Genomic DNA, 17,777 nt, shown 5'->3' with positions numbered 1-17,777 from the left:
ACGGAGGGGCTAGACGGGGTGGAGCGGACACGTACAATCCGAAGGACAGCAGCCAAAAAACGTCGTAGACACCAAGGTTCAGGGGGTCCGGAGCTCTGCGACGGCGCGCGCCCTGGACCCCACAGCCGGCCGCGAAGCGGACGCCCGATTACCTGGTTGCAGCGAAGCGGAAACCAGGACATGCCCGAGGACGCGGATGGATCCACCCGCGCCGGCCACTCCCCCAGGGCAGGCCGCCGGCATCAGCCACCACGCGCGGCCCTGATGCGGACGGCGGTCCGTCGCCGGTGACCACAACGGCAGCCGGCCACGACGACGGACCGCCCAAGCGCGGCGGAAAGTGCGGCTCCAGCGGCAACGAAAGGATCCGGGGGTGGGGTTCCCCGCTCTGGGCGGAGCGGGGAACCTGTCGCCGGTGGTTAGGCGGCGGTGAAGACGGTGCACGGCTGCCGGTACCGGCTGGGCAGCTCGGCTGCCGCCGTGGGCAGGTCTTCCGGTCCTTGGGCCTGTCCGTTCTTCCAGTGGAAGAACGCCTGTTCGCTGATCGCATCCCAGAACCGGGCTTTGGTCCTGTAGAAGGTCGTCCGAACGTCGCCCTCGCAGTACGTGGCCATGCCGAACAGGTTGCCGATCTCATCGGCGGTGCGGATCCCGGCGACCATGACATAGGGCCACTGGCCCAGGTCCCAGCCGTCGCACCCCCAGCTGGGGATCACGGCCCAGCCGTGCTCGCCGATGAGTGCCATCCAGTCGTAGCCGTCGTTCATGTGGTAATCGCCAAGCACGGTGGAAGGAGCGCCGGAGGGACATTCCCGTGCCGCAGGCCCCGGAGGAACGGAGGGGCTAGACGGGGTGGAGCGGACACGTACAATCCGAAGGACAGCAGCCAAAAAACGTCGTAGACACCAAGGTTCAGGGGGTCCGGAGCTCTGCGACGGTGCGCCCTGGACCCCACAGCCGGCCGCGAAGCGGACGCCCGATTACCTGGTTGCAGCGAAGCGGAAACCTACCGCCTTGAAACGAGCCCTCCGGCCGGGGCCACGCATTCCGCGCGGTGTTCGTCCCGGGACGACGGGGCTTGGAAGGGAGGGGAAGAATGTTTGATCTGCGAGGCCTTTTCCGCAGGCGCCGGACGGCGCCCGACTCGGAGGAATCCACGCCTGCAGCGGGCGCGCCAACGGGGCCGGACTTGCTGACTCCGGACCAGGCAGCGGATGTGGAACAGGCCTGGGTTGAACTACGGCAGGCCGCGGAAGAGGCCGGTGCGACGACGTTCCGCGCCTGTACGCGTGGCGGGAGCCGGTGGGAAGAAGACCCGGCCGCTGTGCGCGCCTTGGCCGCCGCCCTCCGAAGCTTCAAGGAAGCCGACACAGCCACCGGCAGCGACCCCGCCCGCTAGGCGGCTGCCGTTGTCGGCAAGGCCCCTAGCCCGGGCCACCACGCATCAGGTCGAAACCTGCCCTCCGTCAAAGCCTCCCGGAACAGCGCGGGGGAACTTAGAATCCAGGCATGGTAGTCATCCTGACCGTCGAAGGCCCTGACGGCTCACAATCGACCGTCAGGGCCGCAGCCGGCAGCTACGAGGAAGCCAAGACGTCGGCCGAGGCTTTGGTCCCGGAAGGGCACAGGATCATCGTGATCCGCACGGACCACTACTGACACGGCAGCGGGAGGGGCCACAAACGGTGTCCCGGGTGCCAGTAGCGGTACCAGTAGCCGGCTTCCGCGTCGGTGAGGATTTCGTCGATCCGCTCGGCGGTGAACTTCCCGAAATAAGGACGGTCCCCGGCCTCCAGCTCACCTAGGGACTCGAGGGCACCGGTCAGCAGTGCGTCATCCTTCAGGGATTCGTCGACCCGTTCCCTCACGCCGTCGGCGGTGAGGTCTTCCCAGGTGTGGGGCGAGGTTGCCACGGCTTCGCGGGTAGCGCGGAGACGCTCCCGGGGGTTTGTGCCGCGGGACTTCACATAGAGAAGAACCTGGTATTCGTCGGAGGTCACCTGCAGGATCGAGGGCCGGCCGGTTACTGCGGACGGGCCGGTGGGAGTGAGCCGGTAGCGGCTCGGAGCGTGATGGTGCCGCTGGTGGAGGTCCTGGCGGATTTCCCTGATGCGGTGCCCGGGCCGGGGTGTGGTGGCCGCCGGGGTGGTGCGGCTGCTTTGGTTGCTGTCCTGAATGTTGTTGCGTGGCGGCATGGTGCGTCCCGTGCGGTGGGCCAATATGCGCCCCCAGTCCCCTCATGGTATTCCCGGCGCCCGGGGTGTTGAAGAGGAGCATTTGCCACGCCCTCGTTCCTGGCGCCCTACGTCGCGGTCCGCCACGTGTTCCAGCCAGGGACGAGGGTATCGAGTTGTTCCCGGTGCGCTCCGCTCAGCCGGCCTTGGCTGGCGGCTTGGCGCTGCCCGTGCAGCCAGGTGCCGAGCTGCCGCTCGTCCTCGCCTGACGGGTTCTTCCATGCCGGCCACCGGCCGCTGGCGGCGCATCCGGTTGCGGTTGCCGGGGCAAAAAGGACAATCGGCGGGCAGCGGGTGTCCCGGTCGGGGTGCGTTTCCGCCACGGCCGGGAGGGTTGTGCCCATTGTGGACAGGTGGAGTCCTCCGCGCAGCTCAAAGCTGTCCCCACTGGGTTCAACCCGGACATTCCCCCGACCCGGCCATGCTCCGGCAGCCCCGTCGTTAATGTGCCTGAGCGGTCCGGGTTCCAGAGCGTCGCCCGGACCGGGGCGGAGTTCCGGCTAAAGTCTACGTACCGGGCAACAGCCCGGGGGCGGCGTTTAACGAACAAAGGACCCGAATTTGGCCTCGGATCCTTGTTCAGAGCGTTGCCGCTCTTTGGTGCGATTTCAAGGGTCTACTCCTTGAGCCGTCACACCTCAAGAGTAGGCCCTCCGGTCTGTCCGGTCTAGGACGTAAGTCACGGAACAGCGGACCGGGTCGCACCTCCGCCCACAGGGAGGAGGTGCCGGCATGAGCTCCAAACGGAAACGTGAGGAACCATGGGGCGCCTGGAACCTTGCGATCAACGTCATCCGCCTCGCGGTTGAATTGATCCGCTGGTTCTGGCACGTAGCCCCCTAAGCGGGGTTGGCGGCGGGTACCGGCTTTCGGGCCGGTACCCGCCGTCCGCCACCGGACAGACGCGGGACGCCGGCCTGGCCTTCTGCCGGCGCATCCGAAAGGTGCCATGCCTTGACCCGTCAGCCGTCCTTGGTACAGTGGCCGTGTCCCGCCTGGCCCCCATCAGGCGGGACCTTACTTGTCCCCGGGAGACTTGGTCCGCCCCGCGCGGCAAGCCTCCGGGACTGTGCGTGGAAGGGAGCCAGCTATCTGCGGGCGTTACGCATTCACCAAGGACATGAACCAGCTCGGGATCGAGTTCGGCGCGCAGCTGCGCGCCGGGGTCAGGGAACCGGCACCGAACCTGGACGTGCGCCCGACCACCCAGGTGCCGTTCCTGCAGGGCCGGCTCAGCGAGGACGTCACGGTGGCCCGGGAACTGTCCGTGGGCAGATGGGGACTCATCCCCACCTTCGCGAAAACGTTCGAGTCGAAGTTCGCAACCTTCAACGCTGTCTCCGAAACCGCGCTGGAGAAGGCGACGTTCCGGAACTCGGTCCCCCGCTGGCGCGCGGCCGTTCCAGTGTCCTCGTACTACGAGTGGAAGAAGTCCGGGCCAAAACGCACGGACCCGAAACAACGCTACGAGATCACCCCCGCCAGCGGGAACGATAGCATCGCCTTCGCCGGTTTGTTCGCTCCCTGGCACAACCCGGCCATCGAAGACGAAACCCACCCGGAAGCGTGGCTGCTCTCCTGCACGGTCCTGACCATGGCCTCTCCCCCAGCCAACCCAGACCGCCCCGCCCTGGCACAACTGGCCGGGCTGCACGACCGCCTCCCGGTCCCCCTGTCCCCTGCCACCATCGATGCATGGCTGGACCCCCGGGACAAGGACGGCGCCGGACTGCTGGATCTGGTCCGCGGTGAAGCGTACGACGTTGCCGCCAACTGGACCCTCCGTCCCGTCGAACTCGTCAAAGACGAGGACGGCCGTCAGCGCCTGGAAACCGTCGACAACCCCGTCGCCTGACCCAGCGAAAGGCTCCGGCAAGCGGGGGTTTAGGCGGCCTTGACGAGGGGCAGTTCGTCCCAGTGGGTGGTGTAGCGGGGTGAGAGCATGTCTCGTTTCATGGTCCAGTCCGGGCCGCCCTTGATGCCGGCGTGGCCGAGCCCGATGGAGCCCCTGCCGTATTTGCCGGCCACTTGTTCCAGCAGCGGGCCGATTCCGCGTTCCTCGTGAACGTTTTCGAACAGCTCCAAGGGCCTTTGGTTCCCGCTGGGCCGCAGGTCGGTGACCATGATCCCGGCGCGGACGTATTTCACGCCGTCGTTGATCCTGGCAATGAGGGCGTGGGCCGCTTTGGTGAGGATCACCGGGTCGGCGGTGGGCATCGGCAGCGCGACGCACACGGACGGGTAGGACGTGTCGCCGGGACTGTAGTAGGACGTGCCGGCGAACGCGGTCAGCACTTTGGCCTGCAGCTCATGTTTGGCCAGGCGGGCGCTGGCCTGCTGCGCATACACGCTCATGACCTGGCGCATGTCCGCCGCCGTCGTGATCGGTTTGGAGAAGGACCGGGAGAAGATCAGCTGGTCCCGGCCTATCCGCTCTTCCTCCATGGGGATGCAAGGGGTTCCCTGCAGCTCGAGGACGGTGCGCATCATCACCACCGAGAACTTGTCCCGGATCGCCACGGGATTTGCCTTGGACAGGTCAAGAATCGAGTAGATCCCCATCCCCGCCAGGCGTTTCGTGAGCCTGGTGGCCACGCCCCAGATCTCACTCACAGACAGGCGGGACATGAGCGCTTCGCGCTCGGCCGCCGGCACGGATTCCCACCGGCACACCCCATCGAAGACGGGGTTGTGCTTGGCCCACTTATTGCTGAGCTTTGCCAGGGTTTTCGTGGGGGCTATGCCCACGCAGACGGGCACGCCAACGTGGGTCCGGCAGGCGTCTTTCATGGCCCGTCCCAGGGCCAGCAGATCCTCTCCGGAGCCCTTGACTCCCAGGAAGCATTCATCGATGCTGTAGACCTCTTGCCAGGCCGAGTACCGGGCCAGGAGCTCCATGACCCTGGCGCTGATCGATCCGTAGAGCTCGTAGTTGCTGGACCTCGCCACGAGGCCCCATTCCTTGGCCCGTGGTGCGAGTTTGAACCACGGCTCTCCCAGAACGATCCCGAGCCTCTTGGCCTCATCTGAGCGCGTTACGGCGCAGCCGTCGTTGTTCGAGAGCACTATGAGGGGTTTGCCTTCGAGGGAAGGATCGAAGATCCTTTCGGCGGAGGCGTAGAAGCAGTTGACGTCGATGTGGGCGATTTCCTGCATGCGGCGCATCACCGCCGGCCTAGACATAGTGAAGGCATCTGATCGCAACAGCCCAGATCCGCAGATCCGAGAGTTCCTGGACGCGGATCGGCGGGTATTTGGGGTTGTCTGCCTGCAGTATCACGCCGGCTCTGGTGATCCGCAGCCGTTTGATGGTCAGTTCGCCGTCGAGGATCGCCACCACCACGGACCCGTCCTTGGGCTCCAATGCCTTGTTTACGATGAGTTCGTCGCCGTCGCTGATGCCGCCCGGCTCCATGGAGTCCCCGCACACCCGAACGATGAAGGTGCTGGTCTTGTCCTTGATCAGGTGTTCGTTCAGGTCGAGTTCCGAGGAAAAATAGTCCTGGCTCGGAGACGGGTAGCCCGCCGGGACGGCCACCGGTGCCACCGGAACGTGCCCCGGAGGCGCCCCCGCGTCTATCATGCGAGGGTCCAAAGCAAGACTCATGACACACCTTTATTCGAAAATATGTTCGAATAAAGTCTAGTCGACCCCACTGACATTTCACCGCCCATGCGACAGTCAAAGATGTCGGGGGTCGGGTCAGGGACGTATCAACCGGTCTCGGTGCGTAGCCGACGGGATCCGCGCGTGGCTTCAATGTCGCGAAGACCGAGCCGGAGACCGGAGTGGTCTTGGTCGATGGCTACGCATATGCTCGTGGACCCCGATTTCGGAGACGTCTCAGGGGCCATATGCGGATGGTGAAGGTGTGTCCGACGAATTGTGCGAGAGTGGGGCAATTCGAGTTATCCGCGGCTGGAACGTGGGATCCGTTGAGGGTAGCTCCCGCTGGGCGCGGGCATCGACCCCAGGGGGCCAGCGGCGTCTGGGGGTAGTGGAGAATCCATGCCAGGAACCGAGATTCTCTCCCGCCGCTGGTCCCGTCTGTCAGCCAGACACCGAAGTCCGGCCGGTGCGTAAACCAAGCCTCTTGTTATGAGTCAACCTTTTTCAGGTGCTCTATACACGAGTGGTGAGTACTTAAATTTTCCGGAAGCCCGGACTGGCCGGCCCGCTGACATTGCTGGTGGGCTCTCCGAAGAGGGCAGGCACTGACACTACAGAACGCGGGCGAAGTTCTGGCGGCCCGGCGTATCTACTGGCCTCGATCAAAATGGGGACATTTAGAACCGCGGTTCGGAGTCCGGGTTATCCCACCCGCCGGCATTGCTGCCGGGATGCGTGGCCCACGGGTTTCCGGTGAGGCAGGCTGGCTCGTGCCGCCAGGGTGGGTGGCGGCGCCCTGGACGCCGATATCGTTGCCTCGACGGTAACTCAGGAACCGCACCCGCTGTGACAAGGTCAGGGTTGGCTTCATTGGACCACTCCCCTCAGCAGCCTTTGCCTCACTCATCAAATTGCAGAGAGGTCCAGGCTTAGCCGTGAGGCTGCTGAGCTTGGCGAGTTCTGATGACGCGTTCTGGCATCTGGATGGCGACAGCCTCCTCGCGCGGCCTTACGCTTCTCGAGGGGTCGGCGACGAACCTTTCGTCCGTGCGGGATCGCGTTCGGCGAGCGTACCAATGACGTCGTCGATCTGCTTCATGACCTCTGCCTCAAGCTTCACGCCAACCGCCGCGACGTTGTCCGCGATCTGTTCGGGCCGGGAGGCACCCACGATTGCCGAAGCAACGTTCGGATTCTGCAACACCCAGGCGACCGCAAGCTGGGGCATTGTCAGCCCGGCTTCCTCAGCGATCGGCTTGAGGTCCTGTACACCGGTGAGCACGTGATCGCGCATCCACCGCTGGATCATTTTTCCGCCGCCTTTCGTATCCGTGGCGCGGCTGCCTTCAGGGGCCGGCTGGCCGGGCAGGTACTTCCCGCTTAGGACACCCTGTGCCATGGGGGACCAGACGATTTGGGACACGCCTAGCTCTTGCGACGCCGGAACCACTTCCGCCTCGATGACCCGCCACAGCATGTTGTACTGCGGCTGGTTCGAAATCAACTGGAAGCCAAGTTCCTTGGAAAGAGCATGGGCCTCGCGCAGCTGCTCGGCAGTCCATTCGCTCACACCGATGTATAGCGCTTTGCCCTGCCGCACGATGTCCGCGAAGGCCTGCATGGTCTCTTCCAAGGGCGTTTCGAAGTCGTAGCGGTGGGCCTGGTAAAGGTCCACATAGTCTGTCTGCAATCTGGAGAGCGATCCGTTGATCGATTCCATGATGTGTTTGCGGGACAGTCCGACATCATTTTTGCCTTTGGGGCCGGTGGGGCCGAATACCTTGGTGAAGATCTCCAAGGATTCACGGCGTTCCTCTTTCAGTGTCTCGCCCAGAACGGTCTCCGCGGCGGTGTCGGCATAGACGTCGGCCGTGTCAAAGGTGCTGATGCCGGCATCGAGCGCCGCGCGTACGCACTGGGCGGCGATGTCGTTCTCCACCTGCGAACCGTGGGTCAGCCAGTTGCCGAATGTTATTTCCGAGACTTTGAAGCCGCTGTTACCCAAGTATCTGAATTCCATTTTGTTCGGAACTTCCTTTAGTTGCTCGATGTTTCCCGACAATCCGTCGGGCGTCCTACACGTGGTGACTGTCTTTGGTCCGATATGGAGAACCACAAGGGCCCGTCACCGGAATTACCGGCCGCCGTCGATCTTCCGGCTCCGTTGCTTTCTGGGCCATCGGACCGGACGGGTAGGCGTCGTCCGGGGCTGGTGGCCTGAGTGGACCGCGGGGGCCTCCTCGCGGCTGAGTCCCAAGTCCCCCGCGACAAGGTTGTCCCGCCAACTGCTCAGTCGTGGGGGCTCGGAGGATCACGGACGTCACGGCAGGCCGGTCCGCCAACCGTGCCAGCGCCATCTAGGATGCACTGACTCCATAGTCGGGCGGCGATCTTTCCACATGGACAGATGGCGTCCCCAGCGCGGGGGTCCTCGATCAGGCAACCAACGTCTGCGCTGGTGCGAACTGCCTAACCGTTTACAGCCATCACGGATCCCGCGGCATCGTCCCATTGACCATCCTCCAGTCCTGGTCACAGGGCGTGGAAGCCTGGGGCCGGGAAGGCCTGCACTCCGCCTCCAACATCAAGGTCTAGGGCGCAGGTCGTTCTTGCCGGTGGCGTATAGCCGTGGATCTTTTGATTACGCGGACGGACTGACATTCGCGAAAATGGAAAGATCTCCTCTGGTTGAGATCGTCCCTTATCCAGATTACGAGCCCGTCGCTGGTCCTGGATTCGACTGTTCCGGTCCAGTCGCGGGTCCCGAGCCCTCGAATCGACACGGCGTCGCCGGGGCTGAGACTTGTCCAAATCACCAGGGGGTGCTTCTGTGCCTCCTCGCAATGCTGTTCTTCCAGATGCGGGTCCCCTTGATGCTGCTCTGTCACGTGCTGTCCCTTCGGCAGGTCCGGGGCCTCCGGTGCGAGTGATTGGGCGGGATGACCGGGACACGCAGCCGGCTCCGAGTCAGAGCAAATCGAGTTCGCGGGTGAGGCCGAACGGAACGTCGGGGCTCAGGGCGACCTCGAAGGTGGTGTGGTCGAACCTGGTTACGACAATGCCGCGATCTGTTGCTTCCTTGCGAAGCAGAGCGCACGTCTGTTCAAGTTGCCGGTCCCTTGATTCAGGGTCCTCAACTTTGACAGTGATCCTTGAGGTTGTTGGTGGCATGCTGCCTCTCCTTTCTTGTTTTCAATTCGGGGCTCTGGAGCGGTTCCAGCGCGCATGCCGCGGCCGTGCGTCATCACCTTTGTGAATCGAAGGCTGAGACCGGAATTTGGGCGGACGCGGGGTGAGATCCGCAACCAGGCTGCAATCGGCACTGGGACCCTGTCAGCGTCGAGCGCTGGGAGGTCCAAGCCAAGCTGCCAAGTGCAAATGCTGAACTGCCGACGTTCACGATGTGCCGGGAGCCGTTGGATACCCAGTGGCAGGTGGATCCGTCCGCATCGGTCATTCGGCATCCGACCTTAGGAGGGTTCCGACTTGTGTGAAGGTTGGGATTGCGGATTGCGCGCCGGGTCGGCTAACGGCGATCGCCGCTGCCGCCCCGGCTGCCTTCATTGCGTCGCCGATCGGCTCGCCGAGTGCCAAACGTGCTGCGATGACACCGCAGAATGTATCTCCGGCGGCTGTCGAGTCGATGGCGTCGACGGCATAGGCAGGAACCCTGATATGTTCACCGTTCGTGTCGTAGTAGGCACAGCCCTCGCCGCCCAAGGTGATGACCACCCGGGGCACCTTGGTCAGTAGGCGTTGGACGATGGCGTCAATGTCACCAGAAGTGCCTGCGTAGTCAGCAGCCTCGTGTTCATTCACGATCAACATATCCACGAGGTCCCACAGTGTTTCCTCGATGGGTATGGCTGGTGCCGCATTGAGGATGAGCAATGATTGCACTGGACGCGCTCTCGCCACGTCGAAAAGCAGTTCGGGGGGCGTTTCGAGCTGGCACAGAATTACACTCGCTTGCCCGACGGCTTCAGCGGCTTGGGGAGTCAACGCCCGGAACCGCGAATTCGCGCCGGGAATGACGACTATCGAGTTCTCCCCGTTTTCCGAGACACTGACGAATGCCTGTCCTGTCGCCTCACCTTCGGCTACTTCTAGGAGCGTGTGGATGCCCTCGGCGCGAAACGCGCGCTCCAGCTCTTCCCCGATCCGGTCGTCACCGATTGCGCCAATGAGCGTTGTTGGAGCGGCTCCGGCCCGGGCTGCCGCAACTGCTTGATTGGCTCCTTTTCCTCCACCGGATTGGGTGGAGCTTATCGCGAGCGTGGTCTCTCCTGGGCGAGGGAGTTGTAGCACCCGGATCGCAGTGTCCCGGTTGATGCTTCCAACGACAACCACGCGCGCCGTCGAGTGTTGGTTCATGCGCTGACCGTGACGCCATTCGTGACGTGCTGTCCTCGGTATTGCGGGATCGCGATGCCGCTGAGCTTGATGGAGTCGAGGGTGAGGTCAGCCGGAATCCAGTCGGTGCCGAACATGACCGCTGCTGCTGCGCCGGCCAGTGCAGGCAGGGTGGCTCCATTTCGGGGTTGGCTGAGGGCGCCGAGCATGAGGTCGTCTGCGTTTCGTGCTGAAGCGACGTGCGCGAGCAGGAAACCGAGGGTTTCCGGGGCGGCAGTCGGGTAACTGTAGATCCAGTCTCCAACCTCGATGCTCAACCGTCGGGCGCGTTCGATCGGGCCGTTGCTTGCTGCGGCCACTTCGAGGGATGTCTCGGCGATTCGGCGACTCCAGGTGTCATTGGGGAGCAATTCAATCGCCGAGAGGACTGCTTCGCGTGGTGCGTCGCCGTTCGCTAGTCGTGAGAAGAGTTGTGCGGTCGCTCGAGCGCACCAGAGACCGTCGGAAGCCGTGGTGAATTCTGCGTCTGCCGTCGCTGCAGCGAGTGCGGCCTGGGAATCCTGTGGGAACGTGGCGACTGCTGCCAGCACTCGAACCATCGCGAGGTCATCGAAATAGTGCGGGTTGTCATTTCCCGACTGCGCGGGAGTGAGGCCCCTCTTGAGGTTCAGGAGAGCAGCACGTGTGCCGATGCGCGTCCGAATGGGCGGGTCAAGTTCGGCGAGCTCAAGCCACCCCGCAAGGCGGGTGTTTTCATCCAGTGAGCTCTGCTGCTGTCGGAGCGAGAACGAGAACCACTCAACTGCCTCGCCCGGCGCGGGGTGAAGCAATGCGGGTGGGTTGGCATGCGCGAACGGTCGGGGGACGTTGGTTTGTCGGGAGTCATCAGCGAGTTTGCTCAGGATGCGTAGCCGGTTCACCCTTTTCGGGGGAAGCGAGTAGATGTGGAAGTCCGCGTTCATCGAAGAACTGGTATCTCCGGCGGTCAGTCCACGGACGATGGTCTCAGTAAGGGTCGTCATTTGGTATTTCCTTCAATCAGGCGCAGCAGGTCGTCCGCCGCGTCCAGTGGGTGGATCCCCGCCAGGGATCGGATGCACGAACCTTCGACCGGATACAGGCCCGCAAGCCATTCCGGCGGGAAGGAATCGGCCCCGGAGATCGCTCCGGCGATGCAACCGGCGATTGCAGCGTTCGTGTCGGCGTCGCGCCCCATGTTCACGGCGAACAGCATGCTGGGGGCAAAGTGACCGTCGCCAACCAGCAGGCTCGACATCGCGAGTCCAACGGCTTCGGGGGCAACGTCAGACCAGAAATAGTCGGGGACGGCGAGCCTGTCGTGAAGTGCCAGGGCGAGTTCATCGTGACCGAGCCCGGAATCGACGAGGTCGCGTCCGTCGCGAAGGTTGCGGGCGGTCCACGAGTCTGCGGGGATCGCGTCGAGACCAGCTTGGAAGCATTCGCGGGCGTTAGCGCCGGTCATGGCTGCGGTCACGGCGACGGCAACGACGACCCCGGAATGCACGCCTTCACCGCTGTGGCTCACTACGCCGTCTTCTATGGCGAGGTGGGCGGCGAGTTCGCGGTCTCCGTTTGCAACAATTCCCAGGGGTGCTACCCGCATCGCGAGTCCATCACTCCATGCATGGTTATGGTCGCCGGTCAAAGGTGGTTGTAGACCTCGCCTGAGGTTGTCGATTGCTGCCATTTCACTGAACCCGCCGCCTTTGAAGTTGTCGGTTTGAGGCAGCACGTCTTCGCGCCAGGTTTGTGCGAAATCGAAGCGGGTCGCTCCGAGCCCCACTCTGTGGATGGTCTTGGCGGTGAGAAGGGCGTATTCGGTGTCGTCACTCCCGGCCGGCTTGTCTTCGACGAATCCTGTAATCCGCCCATATCGTGCTTGGATCTCTTGGGCGGAGAGTGCTTCGACGGGACGGCCGATGGCGTCGCCGAGGGCAAGGCCGGCCATCGAGCCGCGTGCTCGGTCGCGGGTTGTTATGTGTTTTGTCAGGGTCATGTCAAGTCCTTGGGCTCAGAGGAGGATGGATGCGCTCGGGCGGAGGCTTTGCAGGACTTCGATGCGGTGGTTCGCTTCGTTCAGGTCATCGCCGATGATCTGTTCTGCGACTTCGGCGATGAGGTCCGCGTAATGTCCAAAGTCGGCTTTGCTGGCTTTCTCAATGGCCTCGTACCAATCAGTTGCGATTGCCTCGGTGCCTCCCAATCCGCCCGCGATCGAACCGACCATGCTGGCGATGGAGTCGGAGTCACGGCCGTAGTTGACCGCTCCGAGAATGCACTTCCGGAAGTCGCCGTTGTAGGCCACGAGCAGTCCCAGGGCCACCGGCAGCTCTTCGATGGCTTTGGTACGGGAGGGTGTCCGGGCGTCCATGTTCGGTTCCCGGTACTTTTCTCCGACCGTGTCGAAGGGTCGGATCGCATCGCGCAGTGCAGCGCCGATCTCGTCGTCGGTTGCGGTTTCGGACAGTTCCCGGACGGCAGCAACGGTGGCGGCGATGGCCTCTCGTGTCCCATCATGAGCCAAGGAAAGCGCCCATTCAATGACACTCTCCACTGTCGCGCCGGGGGCTGCCGAGGCAGCTACGGAAGCCGCGAAGACTCCGGCGGCCTCTCGGCCATAGCTCGCCTGGTGGGCGCCGGCCATGTCGATTGCTTCGTCGTATGCCCGGGCGGGGCTACCGATATTTACGATGCCGACGGGGGCCATGTACATGGCAGCACCGCAGTTAATCGCGTTGCCAACACCGGCCTCGCGGGGGTCCACGTGGCCATACTGAAGGCGCAGTACGAGATACTTCTCGGCCAGGAAGATCCGCTGCAACAAAATGGATTCCCGCTCGAACTCCGGTACCCACCAAAATTCAGTCTGCAGCAGCGGCACGAGGTCATGTGCGATGGCGAAGGCATCAAGATGGGTGCGCTTCTTGTCATACACCTTGATCAGCGCTTGGGTCATCAAAGTGTCATCCGTGATGTGGCCATCGCCCTTGTGATACGGGCTGACGGGGCGCTGTGTCTTCCAGTTCTCGTAGAACGGGGGCACAATTCCACCGACCCTGGAGCCATATCGCTCCTGTATCTGCTCGGGGCTGAACCCTTCTGTGGCGCCTCCAAGAGCATCGCCGATGGCGGAGCCCGCGAGAATCGCTGTCGCGCGTTCCCGAATCCAGTTCATGTCAAGCCTTCCTGTAACGGATGTTGTTCCTGGCCCAGGCGACAAAGCATCGCCTGGGCCAGGGTTGTCTACTTTTTGTTTGCTTGGGTCCAGCCATCGACGAGCTTGTTTTTCAGAGCTTCCGAGTCGATGGAGCCAGAGAGGAATTGCTGGTATGCCGGTGTAGCGACGGTTGACTTCCACGCCGGGTAGCTGGTCGCGGCCGATGCTGGCGGGGCAACAAGATTGCTGCCTGATTCAAGGACTGTCGCCCAACCGTTCTTGTCCGCAGTCGCTGTCGCCAAGGCGGCACGGGCGTCTTTGGTCGGTGGAATCAATGCCTCGGCAAGGTTCAGATCGGACAGGTTCTTTGCCGACATATAGAACTCGAGGAATTTCGCGGCTTGCTGAGGGTTCTTTGAATTCGCCGTCACCGAAAGTGTCGTAGGAATCGCCGCCTGCTGGGTGCCGGTTGCACCCTTGAGGGGCGGAAGCACGACCCACTTCAAACCAGCAGGAGCATTCTTGGCGACATCGGCAATGTGGTACGACTGCAGCATGACCATGGACGCTTTGCCGCTATAGAACGTGGGGAGAACATCGCCGCTTGCCTGCGAGACGCCTACGCGGTCCATAGTGCCGTCGGTGATCATTGTTTTGACGCGTTGAGGGATCTCTAGCTCTGCCGATCCGATACTCGCCTGGGCGTTCTTGTCGCTTCCTGTGAAGTATTTGGCCCCGAATCCGAGGCCGAGGCTGACGAAAGCGGCCGTCGGGCTTTTCAGACCCCAGGTAATTCCACTGACGCCGTTCTTGGTAGTTGCCTTAGCGATCGACTGCAATTCATCCCACGTCATCGATTCTCCGGTGGGAATCTTGACGCCGGCGGCGTCCAACAGGTCTTTGTTGGCCAGAACAACGTAGGTTTGCATCTCGGTCGGAACGCCGGCGATGGTGTTTTTGATTTTGACGGTGTCCAGCACACCCGGATCGATGCTGTTCACCGTGTCCTTGGACAAGAACGGAGTGAGGTCGGCGATGTCGCCGTCATTCACGTATTGGCGAATGTCCTGCGAGTCGTCCATCAGGATGTCTGGTGCAGTGCCGCCGGCCATCTGGGTACTGATCTTCTCGTAGATGCTGTCGATGGGCGTCATGACGAGGTTTACGGTGGTTCCGGGGTTGGCCTTGTTCCAGGCGTCAACGATGTTCTTGTTCGCAGTCTGCCCGTCCGGGGTGTTCGCGAACGCCTGGAAGGTGAGCGTCACCGGGCCGGAGGCGGCCGGGCTGTTGCCCCCGCATCCGGACAACAGCCCGGTTGTTAAGGTAGCCGCGGCAAGTACGACCGCGCATTTCTGAAGTTTCATTTCTCGTCTCCGTGGTTGGGGTGGATTTTCGTTTGGTTTGAGGGCATGAATTGAAGTCCTGTCATCCTTTGACAGCTCCGGACAGCAGGCCGCTGCCGAGTCGACGCTGGAGGATGGCGAAAAAGACGATGCTCGGGATGCTCGCGAGCACGGCGGCTGCCGCGAGGGGCCCTACATCCAATCGCCCGTCCGAACCTACGAACGCGGCCAGCGCAACGGGAAGGGTGTAGGTGTTGGGGCTCTGCAGCAATACCAGGGCGAAGAAGAACTCGTTGAAAGCGATGACGAAAGTGAACATTGCCGTTGCAATGAGACCCGGGCGCAGAAGCGGGAAGATCAGGCGGAAGAGCACGGTGAATTTATTGGCACCATCGATGGCGCCGGCTTCTTCAATTTCAAGGGGGATTGAAGCAATGAACCCTTGAAGCATCCATAAGGAGAAGGGCAGGGTGAAGACGACATAAACGACGGTGAGCCCGATGAGTGAGTCGATCAAATGGAGGTTCTTCAGAATCAGGAAAAGCGGGATGATGATGAGGACCACGGGCATGATTTGGCTGATAAGAATCCATCCTGTGCCTACTTTGCGGGCGAGACCTCGGGCTCGTGCCAGGACATAGGCACCTGGAACGGAGATGACCATAACGATGAACGTAGCGACGAGAGCGACGCCGATGCTGTTGACTGCCGCCAGAACGAGTCCTCGACCGTTGAATGCCTCAACGTAATTCTCGAAGGTCACCGGTGACGGAATGAGGTTCACGGCAAGCGTGTTGAGTTCGGGGGATGTTTTCAGCGACACCGAAATAAGCCACAACAGCGGGAACCCAAGGAAGACGAGGAAGAGGAACAGCGCGATGTACTGCCCGCCTCTGGCCAGGGATGTGGTGAGTCTCATGATTTGCGTTCCCCTCGGAATTGAAGCCACAGATACACGGCCAGGATGGCGATGATGAAGATGGCGATAATGTCGCCCATCGCCGAGGCCATACCGATGTTGCGAGCCTTGAACGCCTCGGTATAGGTGAAGAGCATCGGCAGCATGGTTGAGGTGCCGGGGCCGCCTTGGGTCAGGACGTAGACCAGCCCGAAGGAATTGACGTTCCAGATGAAGCTCAACGCTGTGATCGACACAGTGATCGGGCGCAGCGAGGGAAGTGTCACGTGGAATAACCGGCGCCACGCTCCGGCGCCGTCGACTTCGGCGGCTTCCAACAACTCGCGAGGAATCTGCTGCAGGCCAGCCAGCAGGGTGATGGTGTTCTGAGGCATACCGGCCCAGATGCCGACGAGAATCACGGCGGGCAGCGCCCATGTGAAGTCGCCGAGCCAATTAATGTCTGATGGCAGACCGACCGTCCTGAGCAACCAGTTCATCGGCCCCTTGGTTGGTGAATAGATCATCTGCCAGATGATGGCCACGACGACGGGTGGCATCGCCCATGGCAGGAGGGCGAGAAGCCGGGCGGCACCGCGGAACCTGATGTTGGTGTTCAGCAACAGCGCCAGTGCAAGCCCCAACACGAACTGCCCCGCCGTCACCGTCAATCCCCAGATAAGGCCGACACTGAAGGAATTCCAGAAAGCCGAGTCGGAACCCAGATTGACGAAGTTGTCCAGGCCAACGAAATTCGGGACACGGTTTTGGGCGAAGCTCGCGTCGGTAAATGCGAGGTACACCCCCCAGAGAAGCGGCCCCACACTCAGCACCAATATCGGGATGAGCGCAGGCAGGACGAGTCCGGCCGTTTCCAGTCGCGTCGACCGGTTGGGTGAGCGCTTCTTGCGGTTCCCGCTCAACTTCGGGGAAGTCGTGCTGGCCGCACGTGGTTTGAGATCCAGCGGCATCAGAGTGCCCCTTCCAGTTCTAGTGAGGCCGAGGACGCACGGATCATGAGAACCGGGTCGACGGTTAGCAACTCCGGATCCCGGAAGGGGTCCTCAAACCGCTTCAACAGCAGCTGGGCGGCCAGGCTCCCACGCTCTTCAGCTTGAAGTGACACGCTCGTCAGCGGCGGGTTGAACACAGCGGCAATTTCAGTGTCGTCGATGCCGGTCACGGCGATATCGTCGGGGACTCGGAAGCCGGAGCTCACGCAAGCGCTGATCGCGCCAACGCCAATGAGGTCATTTGCCGCCACGATGGCATCGATCGGTTTCCCTGCGCCCTTGTCGTTTTCCAGGAGCTTCTTTGCCGCCGCGAGGCCGGCTGAGGCCGTAAAGTCGTCAGCGCACACCATCGGTCCGGCTGAGTGCAACCCGTGTCTGGCAGCTGCCGACTCAAAACCGCGCTGACGAGCCGCACCTGGGTTGGTGTCCAGCGGGCCGTTGATAAATGCGATGTTCCGGCGCCCCGTCTCAACGAGGTGATCCACTGCCATTTCCACAGCCATGGCGGAGTCCACACGGACGCGGTCAATGTCGGTCTCTTTGTCTAGTGATCCAATGACAACGACCGGGACGACGCATTCGGCAAGAGCCCGTCGCAGTTCAGGGGTCACCCTGATGGGCGAGATGATGAGGCCATCGGCTACGCCGACACTCAGGCTGCGCACAAGATCGAGCGTCTGCTTCGGGTCCCGTCCCGTCGCCGAGACGCTTAGACGGATTCCCCGGCTGCCGAGCGATCGTTCCACGGCCCTGAGCATTGCTACGTAGTTCGGGTTGCCGATGTCGTCAACGGCAAAGACAACCTGGCGCGTACCACCCAGGCGGAGCGTGCGTGCCGTGGCATCCGGAACATAGCCCAGCTTTTTGGCTGCCGCCCGCACTTTTTTCACCGTTTCAGCACTTGCGGATTGCCCCGTGAGCGCCCTTGAAGCCGAGGCAATTGAAACGCCTGCCAATTGCGCGACATGGTGAAGGTTTGGTTTCTCTTGCATTACTTCTCTCCATTGAGATGGAAATGTCATCTAGCTCGGGCCTTGTAAACGTTTCCAACATTCTGTATTGGAAACGTTTACAAGGGTTTTGGATGCTTCAATGCTAGGGGTTCGAGGAGCGTCTGTCTACAGCCCTAGCGAAACAATCTTGGTAGC

17 protein-coding genes and 2 pseudogenes are annotated in these 17,777 nt (G+C 62.4%); 4 read left to right on the top strand and 15 right to left on the bottom strand.

What is annotated here, in order from left to right:
- Positions 1-419 precede the first annotated feature (419 nt).
- Positions 420-788 (bottom strand): annotated as a pseudogene (locus AC1DJB_RS22530) (hypothetical protein); the annotation flags it as partial.
- A 308-nt stretch (positions 789-1,096) separates the two neighbouring features.
- On the opposite strand from AC1DJB_RS22530, the gene AC1DJB_RS22525 reads away from it, so the two are divergent.
- Together AC1DJB_RS22525 and AC1DJB_RS22520 are read left to right on the top strand one after the other, a co-directional pair.
- The gene (locus tag AC1DJB_RS22525; RefSeq protein ID WP_476910872.1) at positions 1,097-1,399 is read left to right on the top strand and encodes a hypothetical protein; all 303 of its coding nucleotides are present in this window, start codon (positions 1,097-1,099) and stop codon (positions 1,397-1,399) included.
- Between the two features lie 110 nt (positions 1,400-1,509).
- A complete protein-coding gene (locus AC1DJB_RS22520) occupies positions 1,510-1,659 on the top strand; it encodes a hypothetical protein (protein ID WP_476910871.1) in 150 nt (49 codons plus the stop codon).
- Here AC1DJB_RS22520 and AC1DJB_RS22515 read toward each other — a convergent pair.
- Both AC1DJB_RS22515 and AC1DJB_RS22510 read right to left on the bottom strand, forming a co-directional pair.
- Entirely contained in the window at positions 1,653-2,195 is a 543-nt protein-coding gene (locus AC1DJB_RS22515) for a hypothetical protein (RefSeq protein WP_476910870.1), read from the bottom strand. The two genes, AC1DJB_RS22520 and AC1DJB_RS22515, sit on opposite strands and share 7 nt — an antisense overlap.
- A 107-nt stretch (positions 2,196-2,302) precedes the next feature.
- Entirely contained in the window at positions 2,303-2,578 is a 276-nt protein-coding gene (locus AC1DJB_RS22510) for a helicase associated domain-containing protein (protein ID WP_476910869.1), read from the bottom strand.
- Positions 2,579-3,303: 725 nt separating this feature from the next.
- On the opposite strand from AC1DJB_RS22510, the gene AC1DJB_RS22505 reads away from it, so the two are divergent.
- Positions 3,304-4,089 (top strand): SOS response-associated peptidase, encoded by a 786-nt coding sequence (locus AC1DJB_RS22505; protein WP_476910868.1) that lies wholly within the window; start codon positions 3,304-3,306, stop codon positions 4,087-4,089.
- Positions 4,090-4,118: 29 nt separating this feature from the next.
- Here the strand turns inward: AC1DJB_RS22505 and AC1DJB_RS22500 are convergent, their stop codons facing one another.
- From AC1DJB_RS22500 to AC1DJB_RS22490, 3 genes are all read right to left on the bottom strand, one after another.
- A complete protein-coding gene (locus AC1DJB_RS22500) occupies positions 4,119-5,399 on the bottom strand; it encodes a Y-family DNA polymerase (protein ID WP_476910867.1) in 1,281 nt (426 codons plus the stop codon).
- 10 nt (positions 5,400-5,409) lie between these two features.
- Entirely contained in the window at positions 5,410-5,841 is a 432-nt protein-coding gene (locus AC1DJB_RS22495) for a LexA family protein (RefSeq protein ID WP_476910866.1), read from the bottom strand.
- Positions 5,842-6,853: 1,012 nt separating this feature from the next.
- Positions 6,854-7,864 carry an aldo/keto reductase family protein gene (locus AC1DJB_RS22490; RefSeq protein ID WP_476910865.1) on the bottom strand — a complete coding sequence of 337 codons (1,011 nt, stop codon included), beginning with the start codon at positions 7,862-7,864 and terminating at the stop codon, positions 6,854-6,856.
- A gap of 416 nt (positions 7,865-8,280) precedes the next feature.
- On the opposite strand from AC1DJB_RS22490, the pseudogene AC1DJB_RS22485 reads away from it, so the two are divergent.
- Positions 8,281-8,439 (top strand): annotated as a pseudogene (locus tag AC1DJB_RS22485) (TraM recognition domain-containing protein); the annotation flags it as partial.
- A gap of 372 nt (positions 8,440-8,811) precedes the next feature.
- On the opposite strand, the gene AC1DJB_RS22480 reads toward AC1DJB_RS22485, so the two are convergent.
- The 9 genes from AC1DJB_RS22480 to AC1DJB_RS22440 all read right to left on the bottom strand — a co-directional run bounded on the left by AC1DJB_RS22480 (position 8,812) and on the right by AC1DJB_RS22440 (position 17,621).
- Positions 8,812-9,015 (bottom strand): hypothetical protein, encoded by a 204-nt coding sequence (locus tag AC1DJB_RS22480; protein WP_476910864.1) that lies wholly within the window; start codon positions 9,013-9,015, stop codon positions 8,812-8,814.
- A gap of 282 nt (positions 9,016-9,297) precedes the next feature.
- A complete protein-coding gene (locus tag AC1DJB_RS22475; protein WP_476910863.1) occupies positions 9,298-10,218 on the bottom strand; it encodes a ribokinase in 921 nt (306 codons plus the stop codon).
- Entirely contained in the window at positions 10,215-11,219 is a 1,005-nt protein-coding gene (locus tag AC1DJB_RS22470; RefSeq protein WP_476910862.1) for an ADP-ribosylglycohydrolase family protein, read from the bottom strand. Before AC1DJB_RS22470 ends, AC1DJB_RS22475 begins: the two co-directional genes overlap by 4 nt.
- On the bottom strand, positions 11,216-12,214 hold the full coding sequence (locus AC1DJB_RS22465) for an ADP-ribosylglycohydrolase family protein (protein ID WP_476910861.1): 999 nt from the start codon (positions 12,212-12,214) through the stop codon (positions 11,216-11,218). The genes AC1DJB_RS22470 and AC1DJB_RS22465 overlap by 4 nt, the downstream gene beginning before the upstream one ends.
- 15 nt (positions 12,215-12,229) lie before the next feature.
- Entirely contained in the window at positions 12,230-13,393 is a 1,164-nt protein-coding gene (locus tag AC1DJB_RS22460) for an ADP-ribosylglycohydrolase family protein (protein ID WP_476910860.1), read from the bottom strand.
- A 68-nt stretch (positions 13,394-13,461) separates the two neighbouring features.
- Complete coding sequence (locus AC1DJB_RS22455; protein ID WP_476910859.1) at positions 13,462-14,739, bottom strand: ABC transporter substrate-binding protein; 1,278 nt, start codon at positions 14,737-14,739, stop codon at positions 13,462-13,464.
- A 61-nt stretch (positions 14,740-14,800) separates the two neighbouring features.
- Positions 14,801-15,637 (bottom strand): carbohydrate ABC transporter permease, encoded by an 837-nt coding sequence (locus AC1DJB_RS22450; RefSeq protein WP_476910858.1) that lies wholly within the window; start codon positions 15,635-15,637, stop codon positions 14,801-14,803.
- Complete coding sequence (locus AC1DJB_RS22445; protein ID WP_476910857.1) at positions 15,634-16,587, bottom strand: carbohydrate ABC transporter permease; 954 nt, start codon at positions 16,585-16,587, stop codon at positions 15,634-15,636. The genes AC1DJB_RS22450 and AC1DJB_RS22445 overlap by 4 nt, the downstream gene beginning before the upstream one ends.
- Positions 16,587-17,621: a LacI family DNA-binding transcriptional regulator gene (locus tag AC1DJB_RS22440; RefSeq protein WP_476910856.1), complete on the bottom strand. Its 1,035-nt coding sequence runs from the start codon at positions 17,619-17,621 to the stop codon at positions 16,587-16,589. The genes AC1DJB_RS22445 and AC1DJB_RS22440 overlap by 1 nt, the downstream gene beginning before the upstream one ends.
- Positions 17,622-17,777: the final 156 nt, after the last annotated feature.

This window comes from Arthrobacter sp. 01T428, assembly GCF_056398685.1.
The sequence above is the reverse complement of the archived record's forward strand: the minus strand, read 5'-3'. Positions and strand labels throughout refer to the sequence as shown.

Coding starts and splice junctions, on each gene's coding strand:
- AC1DJB_RS22475 (WP_476910863.1), bottom strand. CDS start 10,218: ATGAACCAACACTCGACGGCGCGCGTGGTTGTCGTTGGAAGCATCAAC.
- AC1DJB_RS22525 (WP_476910872.1), top strand. CDS start 1,097: ATGTTTGATCTGCGAGGCCTTTTCCGCAGGCGCCGGACGGCGCCCGAC.
- AC1DJB_RS22500 (WP_476910867.1), bottom strand. CDS start 5,399: ATGCGCCGCATGCAGGAAATCGCCCACATCGACGTCAACTGCTTCTAC.
- AC1DJB_RS22490 (WP_476910865.1), bottom strand. CDS start 7,864: ATGGAATTCAGATACTTGGGTAACAGCGGCTTCAAAGTCTCGGAAATA.
- AC1DJB_RS22440 (WP_476910856.1), bottom strand. CDS start 17,621: ATGCAAGAGAAACCAAACCTTCACCATGTCGCGCAATTGGCAGGCGTT.
- AC1DJB_RS22510 (WP_476910869.1), bottom strand. CDS start 2,578: ATGGGCACAACCCTCCCGGCCGTGGCGGAAACGCACCCCGACCGGGAC.
- AC1DJB_RS22515 (WP_476910870.1), bottom strand. CDS start 2,195: ATGCCGCCACGCAACAACATTCAGGACAGCAACCAAAGCAGCCGCACC.
- AC1DJB_RS22455 (WP_476910859.1), bottom strand. CDS start 14,739: ATGAAACTTCAGAAATGCGCGGTCGTACTTGCCGCGGCTACCTTAACA.
- AC1DJB_RS22460 (WP_476910860.1), bottom strand. CDS start 13,393: ATGAACTGGATTCGGGAACGCGCGACAGCGATTCTCGCGGGCTCCGCC.
- AC1DJB_RS22470 (WP_476910862.1), bottom strand. CDS start 11,219: ATGACGACCCTTACTGAGACCATCGTCCGTGGACTGACCGCCGGAGAT.
- AC1DJB_RS22465 (WP_476910861.1), bottom strand. CDS start 12,214: ATGACCCTGACAAAACACATAACAACCCGCGACCGAGCACGCGGCTCG.
- AC1DJB_RS22495 (WP_476910866.1), bottom strand. CDS start 5,841: ATGAGTCTTGCTTTGGACCCTCGCATGATAGACGCGGGGGCGCCTCCG.
- AC1DJB_RS22520 (WP_476910871.1), top strand. CDS start 1,510: ATGGTAGTCATCCTGACCGTCGAAGGCCCTGACGGCTCACAATCGACC.
- AC1DJB_RS22450 (WP_476910858.1), bottom strand. CDS start 15,637: ATGAGACTCACCACATCCCTGGCCAGAGGCGGGCAGTACATCGCGCTG.
- AC1DJB_RS22480 (WP_476910864.1), bottom strand. CDS start 9,015: ATGCCACCAACAACCTCAAGGATCACTGTCAAAGTTGAGGACCCTGAA.
- AC1DJB_RS22445 (WP_476910857.1), bottom strand. CDS start 16,587: ATGCCGCTGGATCTCAAACCACGTGCGGCCAGCACGACTTCCCCGAAG.